Source organism: Varunaivibrio sulfuroxidans, from assembly GCF_029318635.1.
In the GTDB taxonomy this organism is placed as follows: Bacteria; Pseudomonadota; Alphaproteobacteria; order Rhodospirillales; family Magnetovibrionaceae; genus Varunaivibrio; species Varunaivibrio sulfuroxidans.
Window position 1 is genome coordinate 1,669,269 of record NZ_CP119676.1, and the last position, 15,412, is coordinate 1,684,680.

General features: G+C 59.1%; 11 protein-coding genes. 6 read left to right on the forward strand and 5 right to left on the reverse strand.

The genetic code is table 11. The features are described from left to right. Nucleotides 1–45: 45 nt before the first annotated feature. Nucleotides 46–783, reverse strand: a complete 738-nt coding sequence (locus tag P3M64_RS07905; RefSeq protein WP_132937847.1) for a proteasome-type protease — start codon at nucleotides 781–783, stop codon at nucleotides 46–48. A gap of 61 nt (nucleotides 784–844) precedes the next feature. Then, nucleotides 845–1,696, reverse strand: a complete 852-nt coding sequence (cobS, locus tag P3M64_RS07910; RefSeq protein WP_132937846.1) for an adenosylcobinamide-GDP ribazoletransferase — start codon at nucleotides 1,694–1,696, stop codon at nucleotides 845–847. Between the two features lie 212 nt (nucleotides 1,697–1,908). On the opposite strand from cobS, the gene cobT reads away from it, so the two are divergent. Continuing rightward, nucleotides 1,909–2,937 (forward strand): nicotinate-nucleotide--dimethylbenzimidazole phosphoribosyltransferase, encoded by a 1,029-nt coding sequence (gene cobT, locus P3M64_RS07915; protein ID WP_407702150.1) that lies wholly within the window; start codon nucleotides 1,909–1,911, stop codon nucleotides 2,935–2,937. 73 nt (nucleotides 2,938–3,010) lie between these two features. Here cobT and P3M64_RS07920 read toward each other — a convergent pair whose 3' ends face one another. Further along, nucleotides 3,011–4,342: an EAL domain-containing protein gene (locus P3M64_RS07920; protein WP_132937844.1), complete on the reverse strand. Its 1,332-nt coding sequence runs from the start codon at nucleotides 4,340–4,342 to the stop codon at nucleotides 3,011–3,013. A gap of 49 nt (nucleotides 4,343–4,391) precedes the next feature. Then, nucleotides 4,392–5,666 (reverse strand): EAL domain-containing protein, encoded by a 1,275-nt coding sequence (locus P3M64_RS07925; protein WP_132937843.1) that lies wholly within the window; start codon nucleotides 5,664–5,666, stop codon nucleotides 4,392–4,394. Nucleotides 5,667–6,198: 532 nt separating this feature from the next. Here P3M64_RS07925 and P3M64_RS07930 point away from each other — a divergent pair. The 3 genes from P3M64_RS07930 (at nucleotide 6,199) to rfaE1 (ending at nucleotide 11,274) form a co-directional block, all read left to right on the forward strand. After that, nucleotides 6,199–8,916: a CHASE domain-containing protein gene (locus P3M64_RS07930; RefSeq protein WP_132937842.1), complete on the forward strand. Its 2,718-nt coding sequence runs from the start codon at nucleotides 6,199–6,201 to the stop codon at nucleotides 8,914–8,916. After that, nucleotides 8,913–9,695 carry a metallophosphoesterase family protein gene (locus P3M64_RS07935; protein WP_132937841.1) on the forward strand — a complete coding sequence of 261 codons (783 nt, stop codon included), beginning with the start codon at nucleotides 8,913–8,915 and terminating at the stop codon, nucleotides 9,693–9,695. The genes P3M64_RS07930 and P3M64_RS07935 overlap by 4 nt, the downstream gene beginning before the upstream one ends. Nucleotides 9,696–9,810: 115 nt before the next feature. After that, a complete protein-coding gene (rfaE1, locus tag P3M64_RS07940; protein WP_132937840.1) occupies nucleotides 9,811–11,274 on the forward strand; it encodes a D-glycero-beta-D-manno-heptose-7-phosphate kinase in 1,464 nt (487 codons plus the stop codon). Nucleotides 11,275–11,297: 23 nt separating this feature from the next. On the opposite strand, the gene P3M64_RS07945 is transcribed toward rfaE1, so the two are convergent. Continuing rightward, nucleotides 11,298–13,172 (reverse strand): transglycosylase domain-containing protein, encoded by a 1,875-nt coding sequence (locus P3M64_RS07945; protein WP_165886210.1) that lies wholly within the window; start codon nucleotides 13,170–13,172, stop codon nucleotides 11,298–11,300. Nucleotides 13,173–13,614: 442 nt separating this feature from the next. Here P3M64_RS07945 and P3M64_RS07950 point away from each other — a divergent pair, with 442 nt between their 5' ends. Next, nucleotides 13,615–14,022, forward strand: coding sequence for an oxidoreductase (locus tag P3M64_RS07950; RefSeq protein ID WP_165886209.1), 408 nt, complete (start codon nucleotides 13,615–13,617; stop codon nucleotides 14,020–14,022). Continuing rightward, nucleotides 14,019–15,152, forward strand: a complete 1,134-nt coding sequence (locus P3M64_RS07955; RefSeq protein WP_132937837.1) for a GGDEF domain-containing protein — start codon at nucleotides 14,019–14,021, stop codon at nucleotides 15,150–15,152. Before P3M64_RS07950 ends, P3M64_RS07955 begins: the two co-directional genes overlap by 4 nt. Nucleotides 15,153–15,412: the final 260 nt, after the last annotated feature.

Below are 15,412 nucleotides of genomic sequence, written 5' to 3' on the forward strand. Positions count from 1 at the left end.
CCAAGCGGGCGATCGCCTAAAAGCGAGAGAAAAAAATGCGCTGGATTACCCCCACGGCAACTCGGGGAGCCGCTCGAAGGCGGCGTTCAAGGCCCGCGACCAACGCTTCTGAATGTCTCGAAAATAGGGGTCTCGCTCGTCGATCTGGACCTGACGCGAAACTTTCAATTCATCGCGGCGGATCATGACCATGTCGAGGGGCAGGCCGACCGAAATATTCGAACGCACCGTCGAATCCATTGAAATCAACGCCAATTTAGCGGCGTCCTCCAAAGACGTTTTGTAGGTCATCACACGGTCCAGGATCGGCTTCCCGTATTTGGTTTCGCCAATCTGAAAGAACGGCGTTTCGGCCGTCGCCTCGATAAAATTTCCCGCCGTGTAAACGTGAAACAGGCCCATCTCGTCGCCTTTGATTTGCCCGCCCAGCAGCATCGCCACGCTGAACTCCGCGCCGTGCTCCTGGATCGCCTCGCCGTCTAGCGCATAAACGTCACGCAGCGCCCGCCCTACCAATTGCGCCGCCTCGCGCAGCGTGCGCACGTCCATCAACGTGACGTGCTCGCCGCCTTCGCCGTGGGGAAGACCGTCGTTCAGACGGCTGATCACGGCCTGCGTGATCGCCAAATTTCCCGAGGTGGCGATGGTCAGAACCCGCTCGCCGGGACGTTCCCATACCGTCATCTTGCGAAAAGTGGAAATATGGTCCATCCCCGCGTTGGTGCGCGAATCGGAAAGCATGACAAGACCGTCATCCACCGCCAGCCCGACACAATACGTCATGGCGAAATTTTTCCTCTCCGAGCGCCCTACCGCGGCGTGGCCCTCAAACGGCCAATCAAATTTAAGTGTATGTCCAAAACGCGCCGACCGCCAAAAGGGCCGTCACTTCGCCGATCTGCTCGGCGGCGCCCAGCACGTCCCCGGTATAACCGCCAATTTGGCGGTGCGCAATCCAGACGAAAGCCATCACCGCAATCACGGTGAAAAAAATCATGATCAACCCCAAACGCGGTCCGAACGGCAACAGCGCGAACAAGCCCCCCACCGCGGCGGCCGTCCACGCCACGGCGGGACGCACGTCGCCCGCGCCCGCGCCCAGACCGTCACTGCGGGCCGGGCGTGAAAACAGCATCACTACGGGTAAGATTCCCCGCGCCAGCGCGTGAGCGCCCACCAACGCGCCCAATCCCAGGCCGGGGCCGGGCAGTCCACCGAGCGCCGTCGCCTTTAACGAAATCACAAGGATAAGCGCGATCGCGCCGTAGGCGCCGATGGTCGAATCGCGCATGATCGCAAGCTTGGACGGCATATCACGGCCACCGCCGAAGCCGTCGGCGACATCCGCCAAGCCGTCCTCGTGCAAAGCACCCGTCATTAGGGCCGCCGTCGCCAAAGCCAGCATTGTGCAGGCCAGAGGGTGTAAGTGACTTTGCGCCGCGACGTAAAGCACAATCCCCGAAATCAGGCCGATTAGCGCCCCGACGAGAGGAAAGGCACGCATCGCCTGAGCCATCGGGCGCGCCCGGGCCGTCGGACTCAAGGGAATCGGCAGGCGGGTCAGAAACGTCAGCGAAAATAAAAAATCCGCCGCCAAGGCGCGAATCCCGCCGACGATCCGGCCCGAACGGTCCGCTGGGGTGGCGCCTCCCGGCGGCGTCTGCCGAGAGGCGGCGCGATCTTGATCTGAAGCCATGACATCATCCTTGGGCGCAGTTTTTACCGGACTCCCCGGCAATCCTTGTCTGGACGCCTAGGGAGTATTGGCTATAGGCTGCCCGCTTCAAACTTATTTTTTCGATAAAATAAACAATGCCTATTCTCCCCATCCCATCGTAATTACATAATCAGCCTGCATTCGTCCGTACCCGACCGGCGATTGAGCCTAGCACGCAAAGGAACCTTATCGTGAGCGCCATTCCCAGCATTTCCTCGTTCGACGACATTCGCCAAATTCTGAACACCCTGCCCGGTCCCGACAAGGCCGCCGCCGCGCTTTGCGCCGAACGCGAGCCGCAATTGACCAAGCCCGCCGGATCCCTGGGCCGCCTCGAACAACTCACATCCTGGCTGGCGGCCTGGCAACACCGGGCTCCGCCTCAGATCGAGCGCCCCAATTGCCACGTTTTCGCGGGCAATCACGGCGTCGTCGCCAAGGGCGTTTCGGCCTTCCCCGCCGAAGTCACCCGGCAGATGGTGCTGAACTTCGAGAACGGCGGCGCGGCGATCAACCAATTGTGCGAAACCTTCGGCGTCGGCCTATGCGTCGAGGCGATGGACCTGGACAATCCAACCAACGATTTCACCGAAGGTCCGGCGATGAGCGAACGCGAATGCGTCGAGGCGATCTGGTTCGGCATGAACGTCGTCGAAGAAACCTCGGACGTCGTTTGCTTGGGCGAAATGGGCATCGGCAACACCACGGCGGCGGCGGCGATTTGTCTTGCGCTTTACGGTGGCAACGCCGCCAGTTGGACCGGTCCGGGCACCGGGGTCAGCGGCCCCGCCCTCGCCCATAAGGCCGAGGCGGTCGCCCAGGGCGTGCGCGTCAACAAGGCCGCCATGAGCGATGGGTTGGAAGTTCTACGCTGTCTCGGCGGGCGCGAAATGGCGGCCCTCGTGGGCGCCGTCATCGGCGCGCGGTTGCTAAACGTTCCGGTTCTGCTCGATGGGTTCGTCTGCACGGCGGCGGTCGCCCCGCTGCGCGCCATCGCGGGCACGGCGCTCGACCATTGCAAGGCCGCGCACGTCTCCGCCGAACCCGGACACAAGGCCCTGCTCGGAAAACTGGAAAAGAAACCCCTACTCGACCAAGGCATGCGCTTGGGCGAAGCATCGGGCGCGGTTCTCGCCGTCGCCCTGCTCAAGGCCGCGGTCGCCTGTCATACCGGGATGGCGACTTTCGCCGACGCCGGGGTCAGCGATAAAGGGGCTTAGCCCCTCCCCCCTAAGCACCGCCGCGAGCCTCCCGGCGGACGGCGCCTGGGAAGGCGCGCGGCGCGGGGTTTGATCAGCTTTCGTTCGACCGATCGATTCGGCGTTTCAAGCGTAGCATTTCGCGCCGACGTTCATCCTCGACGATCAACTGTTCGATATAGCGACCCTGGAACAGCGTCACGCCGACCGATTTTCCGAAATCGACCGCTTCACGCGTATCGCAGCGGCAAATAATGACCTTGTCCGGCCCCGCCTTCTCGATCATTTCGGCGACGCGGTCGTGCATCCGTGGGCCACCATCGACAAATTCGGGATGCCAGATCACCTTAACCAGATCGACGCCCAGCCGCGCCCGGTCGATCATCGGCAACGTGTGGTGGGTCAGGCCGTCCAAACACAAACGATAGCCCCTCTCTTGGACGTACTCGCGGGCGAAAAAGAAGGCCCCTAAGTCGGCGAAAATATCCACTTTCTGCAATTCCAGCACCATCGAACCGCGACGCGACGCCGAAATATTGTCGTCGAAAGACATAAACTCGGGGGTCAGCAGCGTCGAGATGTTGACGTTGAAGCTAATCTCTCCGGAAATATCAATACTGTCCGCCTTGGACAACAACGACAACATCCGCCGATCGAGACTTTCGGTCAGGTGTTGAAACAGCCAGCGGTTCGACGTCAAATTAACGCCCGGCAGCATCGTCTCGCGCAGGTCGGAAATGGAGATAAACAACTCGCTGAAGGTGGGCGTCGGCGCCATGCGTTTATCGACGCCGCAAATATACTGGCGGCGCACCAGGCTGGACAGGTCGGTGCGCAACAACGCGCCCTCGAAACGCGCCAAGCCCTGGGGCGTCAGAGGGTCGCCAAATTGCTGGCGCGCCTTCAATTGCGCACGCACGTCCCCGCGTCCGCGTGGTTTCGCCGCCGATGCGCCCTTGTTCGGTTTTTCCTTCGCGCTTGTCTTCCTTGCGGTATCGACGCCCGCCTTATCGACCGGGAGCCATGCCTCCACCATCGATACGATTTCGTTAAACTGGCGATCTAGGTCATACCATTCGACAAAGGTGGCGTCGGGCGTTTCGCGTTCGTCCAGCAACGGATCGTCGCTAAACAGGAATTTTATTTTCTGAACGATGGTTTCGACGTCGCTGCGCACTTCGTCCTTAAAAAGGAAAAACAAGTCCATGTTGCGCAGCAAAAACAGCTGCCCGCGCAGGGATGTGATTAACGCCTCGAAGCTCTCCACCGCCGCGCGAATGTGCCGCTCTCGGCGGTTCATCGGGCGTAGGCCCGACAGGCGAACATGCACGGCGGAACGCCCCTGGGGTTGTTTTTCCAGACGGCGCAAATAGTGCAGCAACAAATTTTCACTGGTCTTAGGCGATGGCGACGAAGTGGAGGTCATGGCCCGCTCTCCACTCCGACGGGATGTCGCGCAGACGTTTTCGAAATCATCAAATCAATCCCTTGGCCGCCATCGCGGTGACGATCTTATCAATATAATAACCCTGAAAACATCGAATCCCCATGCCCAGGCCCCACTGCACGCCCTTATCGGAATCGACGCGCGTCAAAATGACGTCGCCGCCGTCCCCCCGCGAAACGACGTCGCGCAAAAAGCGGCTCTGTTCATGACCGATGCCGCCGCGCATTTCCGCGCCCCAGCCGATCTTCAAAAAATCGGCGCCAAGGACGGTAGGATCGAAAAAATGCACCGACAAGGGGTTCAACCCATCGATCAAAACCCGATATCCGCGTTCACGCAGCCAATCGCGGGCATAGAAATAGCCCCCCATATCGGAAAAAATATCAATCACCTGAATTTCGACGACGATCTTACTCGCATAATCGCGAACCTGGTCATGAAACGCCTGAAACGACCGCGACATCACCGTTGAAATGTTCAAATTGACGCTGATCGGGTCGGCGACGTCGTCGAATGGATGGCGTGACGACGTTTCCAGTATCCGCACATCTATGGTCTCGCTGAGATATTGGAACAGCCAATGACTGGCAAATAAATTGACCCCGGGAGCGATGCGTTCCTGCAGATCGTGCATAACGACGAACTGCTCGCGGAACAACAACTCTCCCTTGCCTTTAAGGTTGATTCGCACCGCCGGCTGATGGCCGATAATATCGGCGATCCGAACTTCACGCAGTTTTTGCGTGATATCCGCCAACATCGCCGGTTCCAGGGCCACGCCGCGCATGGCGCGGGCGGCGCGCGTGTTGGAGGCGGCGTCTTCGCGTTCGCTGGCCTTTTTCAACGCAAAATCCACCTGCTCAACCGCGATCGCGATGAATTGGCGATAATCCTCGTCCTGGGTCAGGTCGAACCAAGACGAAAAACGGTCCTCGTCGGAACCGTCCACACCCTGGATTAAAGGATCCTCGGCGAACAGAGCGCGGACCTTGAAGACATTCTGATCGACGTCGTCCACCGGGACTTCATGACACAACAGGGCGATGTCGCCATTGGCGAATTCAAACATCGAGACATCGGGCTGGCTCGACAGGGTGTTTAGGGAACGGGCCGCAATGCGCAGAAAGTGCGCTTGACGATTGGTCGAATTCAGGTCCGACATATGCATCAAGACCGCATAATAGCCACTGCGATTGCTTTCGGTCCGCCGAAGAAAATCGAGCAGGGCTTTTTCTTTCGACGCCGCGGCCGGATCTGTGGTTGGCGCAGATTGCGGCGGCGACGGTACTTTGTATTGGGCCATGACTCCCGATATGCTCTCTTCCGTGTTGGCGATGATTCGTGTTGACTATGGCTTGACGCCGGTCGTGCGTTACTTCTTTCCGCGCGCTTTGGCGCGCACCCGCGGCCCACTACCCCCGTGACCACACCACCTTAAGGCTATACCGCACAAGCCTTTAAGCGAAGTTTAAAAATGCCCCACGGCGCCCACCCGCCGAGACGGCGACACGGCGGGATAACCGAAGATTGTCACTTGTCGATAAAACAACCACGCCCTATTTGTTGAATATCCGCCCTAGTGGTTTGCGTTTAGCATTTGTGTCCGATGCCATTGGACGCAAATGCGTGAAAAAACCAACCCACAACAAAAAGCTAGGTCGTGGCCGGTCCGGTGGTTCGCGGGCGCGAAACGTCGGATGCGATCCACTCGAATTTTCGGCACGTTTATGGAACATTTGTACTTGATTATTTACTTGAAAACTGCCGGCGCTCCAAAAATAGAAAATACATATGCCGAGATAATCTTTAATGAAAAATATCGGGCATGAAAAAACGTGTTTAAAAAAAGCCCCTCCGGAAAATTTACGGTCGAAATCGCCATATTGGCGGCGACCTATTTCGGCGCCTGTATTTTAGGTCGCCATTTCGCGATTTCCCCAGGCTACGTCACCGCCGTCTTCCCGGCGTCGGGGATCGCCCTGGCCGCCATTTTGTTGCGAGGCTACACGCTGTGGCCCGGTATTTTCCTAGGATCGTTCCTCGGCAACGTCGTCCTTCTTTCCCGCCTCGACATCAACGACCTTCATGTCGGATTGGCCGCCGTCGGCATCGCTATCGGAGCGACCCTCCAGGCGCTGGCCGGCGGCGCCATGATAAAACGCTACATCCTCAAGCCGCTGGACCTGGACGAAGCTGCGGATATTTTCAAATTTCTCGGCCTGGGCGGCCCCTTAAGCTGTTTGATCTCCGCCACCGTCGGCGTCATTGTCCTGCACGGCGTCGGAGCGCTGGCTTCCGGCGCCGCCATTGAAGGCTGGTGGTCGTGGTGGTTAGGCGATACTTTCGGGGTGCTCATCACCACCCCGTTGATTTTTATTTTCATGGCGCCGCCACGCGACATCTGGTCGAAACGCCGTACCACCGTGGCATTGCCCGTCGCCATTTCTCTTTTTGCGCTATTGATGCTCTTTATCCAAATTCGCGGATGGGAATCCGAACAAATCCAATTCAACTTTCACGACAAATCCCTGCAAATCGCAACGGCGCTGTCCGAAAGCATGAAAATACCGCATGAAACGGTCGCGTCGCTGGAGCGTTTCTACGCCAGTTCCGGCGCGATATCGCCCGCCGAGTTCAGCACATTCACCGCCTACGCCTTAAAAAACCACCCTTCAATTCAGGCCCTGGAATGGGTCGCGAAAGTTCCCGGCGCACAGCGCGCCTCTTTTATTCGCCAACAGCGACAACTCAGGGCGCCCAATTTCAGGATTACCGAACGCGACCCTTCCGGGCGTATCGTCCCGGCGAAAATCCGACCGGTATACTATCCGGTGACCTACGTTGACCCCCACATAAGCAACGAACGCGCGCTGGGCTTCGACTTGGGTTCCAATCACAATCGCCTAACCGCATTAAACAAAGCCCGCGACGAAGGGCGAATGATCGCTACCGGACGTATTAATCTGATCCAGGGAAATTCGAAAACAACCGGCCTTCTTCTGCTGCATCCCCTCTATGACATGGGCGTCACGCCGACCAGCATCACCGAACGTCGCCGACTCCTGAGCGGCTTCGTTTTGGGTGTTTTTCGCATCAAGGATATTTTTAACGGCGTGCTCGACAATCACGACGAAAGCGACACCGTCCTAATCGTCAAGGACCTTTCCGCGCCCAAAAGCGCCGAATTGCTGTACGGCGATCCCACCGCATTACCGGACCCTTCGTCGCCCGAAGCCTCATGGACGATCCACATCCCCTTTCAAGTCGCGGACCGCCACTGGGAACTCAATTTCACGCCCGCCGCGGGTTTTCTCGAAAAACACCGCCCGTGGCAATCGTGGCTTGGGCTGAACGGCGGGCTTATGTTCGTCGGCCTGTTCTTGATTTTGCTTTTGGTCTTAACCGGCCACACGGCGCGCACCGAACGGCTGGTTGCCGAAAGAACGCGGGAACTTTCACGCAGCGAAGAGAGCGCACGCGCCGTCTTTGACACCGTTTTGGATGGGGTCATCATCATCGACGAGGCGGGCGCGATCAAATCGGCCAACGCCGCCGCCCTCGAAAGTTTCGGCTATCGGCCCGAGAACTTGGCCGGAATGTCGATATCGTCGCTGATTCCAGAAATCGCCCACATCACCAACGTGTCTCAACTGGCGGCGACGTACGCACAAGGTAAACAGCACGACGACGACGAAAGCGACGGCGGCGACTATATCGGCGCATTTTCCGAGGTTCAGGCCCTCCGGCGCGACGGCGCGGCGTTTCCGATCGAACTGAGCATCGCGGAAATGAACATCGAGGGCGAGTGCCTTTTCGTCGGCGTCCTGCGCGATATCACGGAACGCAAGGAAGTCGATCGCATCAAGGACGAATTCATTTCCACCATCAGCCACGAATTGCGAACGCCCCTAACGTCGATCAAGGGATCGCTCGGTTTGCTGAGCGGGAAGACGTCCAAAATTTCTCCACAGAAATCTTCCGAGCTTATTGACCTCGCGCTTAAAAACACCGAACGTCTGATCCTCCTGGTGAACGATATCCTCGACATGGAAAAATTGGCTTCAGGGCAAATGGTCTTCGACAAACATCCTCTTAATTTCGCAGACCTCGTTCATCAGGGAATTCGCGAGAATTCCGGATTCGCCGACGCGTACGGCGTTACCTATAAACCCGGCGCGATCGCCGACGACCTTTTGGTTCGCGCCGACCAATCCCGTTTGCAGCAGGTGATCGCCAATCTCCTATCCAATGCCGTGAAATTTTCCCCTCGGGGCGGTGTCGTCGGTATTACGTTGGTCCGTCGGAACAATATCGCCCGATTGAGCGTCTCCGATCACGGGACCGGTATTCCTCCCGAATTTCAGCCCCTGGTCTTCGACCGGTTTACGCAGGCCGATGCATCGGACACCCGCAGCGGCAGCGGCACCGGCCTGGGGTTGCATATCTCCAAGTCCATTGTCGAAAAGCATGACGGGCGCATTTCCTTTATTTCCCCACCCGGCGAGGGCGCGACCTTCTTCGTTGATCTTCCGATCCTAGAGGCGAGGTTATGAACTGCGCCTCTCGCCCCTCAACCGCGGACGTTCCTCGCGCCGCCGCGCCGCCGGGCCGTCGCGTATACGCCATTGGCGACATTCACGGTCGCCTCGATTTACTCGACACCTTGCTCATGCGCATCCGCGCCGATATCCAAAACGGCCCGGCGGCAAAAAATATCCTGATTTTTCTAGGCGATTACGTCGATCGCGGACCCGACAGCCGGGGCGTTATCGAACGGTTGTCCACCCTTGGCTCCACGGATTTCGAATGCGTTTTCCTGAAGGGCAACCACGAGGCGATGCTTCTCGATTTCCTGGATAGCGCCCAGGGTTGTCCCTGGCTTGTCAACGGCGGTTTGGACACGGTGCGCGCCTACGCCGGCGATAGTCCCGAAAGCACCGCCGCGATCGATCGCGCCATGGGAGGCGCACATTACGCAGACGGCGAAGGGGCCTTGCGCGACCTCCTACGCGCGCGGATGCCCCGCAGACATCTCGCCTTTTTGCGCGCCCTGGAATTGACCCACCGCGAAGGCGATTACGTCTTCGTCCATGCCGGGATCAATCCCGCCCTGCCCCTTTCGGCCCAACGTGAGGCCGACCTGATCTGGATCAGAACCCCCTTTCTCGATCACGACGGCGATCTGGGCGTCATCGTCGTGCACGGCCATACCACCGCCGAACAGCCGCAAATTTTCCCCCACCGTATCGGAATCGACACCCGCGCTTGGGCGTCGGGCGTACTGACCGCCGTCGTGTTATACGGCGAACGCCGCACCTTCATACACACGTAATGCGCTTTTTGGCTCCATGACGCCACGCCGCCGGGGCCTCTTTGAAAGTCCGCCCGGAAGTGATACCGTGCCGGATCGAAAAATTGGTTTTTTGCATCACGGATATAGAGGCCTCATGGATACGCCCGCGCCCCTACTCGACACCCTGGACACCTTCGCCTCGGCGCGAGTACTTTGCCTAGGCGACATCATGCTTGATCGTTTCGTTCATGGCGCGGTAGAGCGGATCTCCCCCGAAGCGCCGATCCCGGTGCTGCGCGTGACCCATGAGGAAACCATGCTCGGGGGCATGGGCAACGTCGCGCGCAATATTCGCGCCCTGGGCGGCGCGGCCAGTTGCATCGGCGTCATTGGCGAGGATAGCGCCGGAGCCGAAGTCCACGCCATGCTTGAAGCGCTGTCGCCGCAATGCATCGCTTTGGTGCGTGACGGCGCGCGGCAAACCTCCATCAAAACCCGTTTTCTGGCCACCACTCAGCAAATGTTGCGCGCCGATCAAGAAACCATCGCGCCCTTGAGCGCCGAGACCGAACGCAAGATAATCGCCGGCACCCGCCACGCCTTGGCCAATTGCGATGTCGTCGTTCTTTCCGACTACGGTAAGGGGGCGCTCAGCCCGGCCGTCCTCGACGCCGTTATCAGCAGCGCCTTGGCCGAGCGTAAAACCGTGATCATCGATCCCAAGGGGCGAGATTACACGCGCTATCGCGGCGCGACGATGATCACGCCCAACTTGAAAGAACTGGCCGAAGCCAGCGCAATGGCCGTCGAGGGCGACGATGCGGTCGTGCGCGCCGCCCGTCACTTGATGGAAATCGCCGACATCGCCAGCGTGCTGGCGACCCGCTCGGCGGAGGGCATGACTCTGGTTCTCAAAGACGGCCCGGCCCACCACCTCAAGGCGCGCGCACGCGAAGTCTTCGACGTTTCCGGGGCCGGCGATACCGTGGTCGCCGCGATGGCCTGCGCGCTGGGAGGCGGCGCGGCGATGGAGACCGCCGCCGCCCTCGCCAACATCGCCGCCGGAGTGGTTGTCGGCAAGGTCGGCACCGCGGTCGCCTATCCCGCCGACGTCGTCGCCGAACATCACCGCTACGACACCCACCTCGGCGAAGGTAAGATCATGACCCTGTCTTCGGCCGACGACCGTATCAGGGCATGGCGACGCTCGGGCTTTAAAATCGGCTTTACCAACGGATGCTTCGACTTGCTGCATCCGGGCCATCTTTCCCTGCTTTCCCAAGCGCGCAAGGCCTGTGATAAACTGGTGATCGGGCTTAACTCCGACGCCTCGGTCAAACGCCTGAAAGGACCGTCGCGTCCGGTGCAATCGGAGATGGAGCGCGCCATGGTCCTGGCATCCTTAGGGATGATCGACGCGGTCGTCATTTTTTCCGAAGACACGCCGCTAACCTTGATCGAAGCCTTGCGTCCCGATGTGCTGGTCAAGGGCGCTGATTATACCTTGGAGACGGTGGTCGGCGCCGATATCGTGCGCGCGTACGGCGGCCGGGTGGTCCTTGCACAGATCAAACCCGGCCACTCGACAACCTCGACCATCGCTAAGCTAAACGCCTGACGCGGGGTCGGCGCGCGCCGGTCCTATCGCGAGGTCCCGCCCCCAAAGAGCCTATTGAACAATCCCTTGATCGCCCCCGGCAAATCGAAACCGGTCGATGGCGATTTTTCACCCGACAGGTAACGGTCCGGCGGCGCGGGAAGAGGCCGCGCGGGCAAATCACTTTCCCCCGCAAGCATGACGTCATGCCACAATCGCGCGGGCAAACCACCGCCGGTGACGCGCCGCATCGCCCGTCCGTCATCGTTTCCCATCCAAACCCCGGTGACGTAATCGGCGGTATAGCCGATAAACCAAGCGTCGCGATAATCCTGCGAAGTGCCCGTCTTGCCCGCAGCGGGGCGATCGATCTTGGCGTTTCTCGCGGTGCCTATCTCGATCACCCGAGACAGCATTGCGTTCATTTCGCGCACCGTGCGCGGATCGAGCACCCGCCCCGACCCGTCACCCGATCGACGGTACAAAATCCGCCCATCGCGATCGCGAATTTGTGATATCGCGAACGGCCATACCCCCGCGCCCTGGTTGACCAGAGCGCCGTACGCCGCCGTCAATTCGAGCACCGTCATATCGCTAACCCCCAACGCCAGGGCCGGCGTGGCGACCAGAGGAGAGGTCACCCCAAGGCGGCGGGCGAGGGCGCGCACCTTGTCGCGCCCGATTTTTTCCGACAACTTAACGGCGATCGTGTTGACCGATTCCGCCAGCGCGTCCCGCAAGGTCATGTCGCCACGATAGGTTTTGCCAAAATTTTTCGGCGACCAACCGTCGATCGTCACCGGGCCGTCACGCATGACCGTATCGGGCCTAAGTCCCTCTTGCAGCGCCGCCAGATAGACAAACACCTTGAAAGCCGATCCCGGCTGCCTTTTCGCTTGGGTAACGCGGTTGAATTGTGACCGTGTATAGTCCACCCCACCGATCATGGCGCGCACCGCGCCGTCGGGCGACAGCGTCACCAGGGCGGTTTGCGAGGCGCCCGCCCGCCGCGCCGCGCCGCGAGCGGAGAACAGCTTGTCAACGTCCCGCCGCGCCACGTTTTGCAATTTTGGATCCAACGTCGTCAACACGTCGATGTCCCGATCCACCGTCACGTAAGCGCCGACCTGCGAAAAGACCCAATCGGAAAAATACCGCCCGAGGCGACGTTCCGGAGGCTTGACGCGAAATCGGGGGGCCGTGTCGATGGCGTGGCGCGCATCCTCGCGGCTCAAATAGCCCGCCGCCACCATGTTGGCCAAAACCCGCGCCGTCCTTTTGCGCGCGAGGATCGGGTCGTTGAACGGATTGTAGCGCGAGGGCGCCTTGAGGAGGCCCGCGATCAACGCCGATTGATACAGGTCAAGATCGTTGGCGGAAACGCCGAAATAAGTTCGCGCCGCCGCATCCACGCCATAGGCCCCATTGCCGAAATAAACCCGGTTTAAGTAAATGGTGAGGATTTGATCCTTGGTGAATTTGTGCTCCAGCCAAAGCGCCAGCAAAAGTTCCTGGACCTTGCGTTTCAGCGTGCGCCGGCGGGTCAGAAATAGGTTTTTCGCCGCCTGCTGGGTAATTGTGCTGCCACCCTGAACGATGCCGCCGGCCATGATATCATGCACCACCGCCCGCGCCAGTCCGACCGGATCAATACCAAAATGGGAATAAAACCGGCGATCCTCGGTGGCGATGACCGCCTGGGGTAGGGACGGCGGCAGATCCCTCAGATGCACCGGAGCGCCATATTTGTCGCCGCGCCGCGCCAACTCACTACCGTCGGCGGCGAAAATGCGCACCACCGGTTTGCGTGTCGCCTGGATCGCCGTTTCGACATCCGGCAAATCGTAGGCGTAGTAAGCCACCAACGCCAACAAGGCGATCGCCGACCAAACGCCGGCGACCGCTCCCCAATAAAGCACGCGCGCGAGCGCCGCGCGGGGCGCGGCGCCGCGTCCCCCTTTCGGTTGTCCGGGAGCAGACTTTTGGCGCGTCGAAGGTTGGGGCTTTTTTGTCATACCCTGCGCTTATGAACCGCGGTGGGTTAGCATCGCGTTAACGCGGCGGCGATCGGGCACGCGGCGATGTTCTCAATTTTCGAACTTATCGTTCGAGTGAAGGGCTAGACCTTATTGCGCCAAAGGAGTAAAAGGGCTCTCCATTCAGTGGTGGAATGCTTGGTGTATTGAACTCTAAAGTCGTCAATTTACGGTTTAAAAAATATCTGTGAAAATATGGGTGCGTGTTCTTATGAAGCTGAAGCGGTATTACTGGATTTTATTTGCTACGTTGCTACTTTGGTCTGATGGAAGTTCTTCGGCCTGGGCGCAACCAACCTTGCCGCGTCCGTCGGGACCCATTATTTTGAGCGTCAGCGGCGCCATAACGCGAACGAATGCGCCCGGGCGGGCGGATTTCGATCGCGCCATGCTGGAAGCCTTGGGGCTGAAAAAGCTGACCACGACAACCGCATGGACGACCGGCGAGCAACATTTTTTGGGCATCTCTTTCGATACCCTTCTCGATACCGTGGGCGCGCATGGAAAAGCGTTGAGCGTGAGCGCGCTCAACGACTATACCTTCGAGATTCCCATGGCCGAAATCAAGGCGTTTCATCCCCTCGTCGCGTTGAAACACAATGGGGCCTACATGCCCGTGCGTGACAAGGGGCCGCTGTGGATCGTATATCCCCGCGACGACTTCCCCGTTCTAAAGGAGCGTAAGTACGACTACCGTTGGGTTTGGCAACTCAGGCGTATCAATGTGCGATGATGGCCTTCGTAAAGAAGCATGTATACGGCTTCATTCTCCTCCTCATCGCTATCTTTATCGTTGGGCTCGTCATCAACTACATCAAGGCGCGGCGCGTCGATAACGAAATCAACAACAATATACGCGCCAGCTTGCTGACGATTTCCCAGGCCGAGAACGAATATCTGCGTTTCCTTTACACCTTGGAGGCCTATGCCTACCAACGCCCGGAGACGACCCACGAGAAGGTCGTGCTGCGCATGGAAATTCTCTGGAGCCGCTTGCCCATTTTGCTCTACGGCGACAGCACAAAGCCGATCCGCGGTCTGAAAAGCCTAGCCGGGACCGTGCGCCACGTGATGACCACGATCGAGCGTATCGAACCTTTGGTCATGGCGCTCAAGCCCGGCGACTTGGCGACATACAAGAACATTCGCGCCGAGGTGGACCCGCTCTACCAGCCGGTGCACAAACTGCTTTTGAATGCGTACCTATGGGACAGTCAGGTGGGCAGCTACGGCGAAACCATGCGTCGCACCGTGCTTACCCAGGAGGCGCTATCGCTGCTGGGCGTCCTGTTGCTCGGCGCGGTGCTGATTGCATTGCTTTTTCGCGAAGTTCACAATCGCAAAGCCCTTGAGGAAGAATTGCGCCATCAGGCCAATACCGACCCCTTGACCAACGCCAACAACCGACGCTTTTTTCTAAACTTGTCCGAACGGGAGTATTTACGCGTCAGACGTTACGGTCGTCCCCTGGCTACGCTAATGTTGGACATTGACCATTTTAAGAACATCAACGACGTCCACGGTCACGCCGTCGGAGACGAGGTCTTGAAACAGTGTGTACGAACCTGTCTTCGCCTGTTGCGCGCGGGAGATATCCTCGGACGCATGGGTGGGGAAGAATTCGCCGTCACCCTTCCCGAAGAAGGACTGGAAAAAGCCGAGACCATCGCCGAACGGCTCCGCGAGGGGATCGAAAAAATGGAAATTTCCGGTCCGGGCGGCATCATACGGATCACCGTCAGCATCGGCCTGACCCAAGCCAATCCGATTACCGACAGCAACTTTGAAGATGTCCTATACCGGGCGGACCAAGCCCTTTACGACGCCAAACGCGCCGGACGCAATTGCGTGTCGGCCCTTTAGGGTCAGGACCTCTTAATCTGGTGCGTCTGGTTTGTGAAAAATGTCACAAGCCTAGGAGAAGACTTGCCGGAAACGCCGTTCACTTTCAAAAGTCTTCGACGACGCTCTTGGGGCATTTTTCTCAAATCCCTGCGGGACGGGATGAATTTGAGCGCGGATGTCGTTGGAAAACCCTTGCTATGAGGGGCCATTGCGGCGTGTTCTCCGCCTAACCCACACTTAAATTCATCTCCGCCAGACGTATCAGTTTAAGAGGTCCT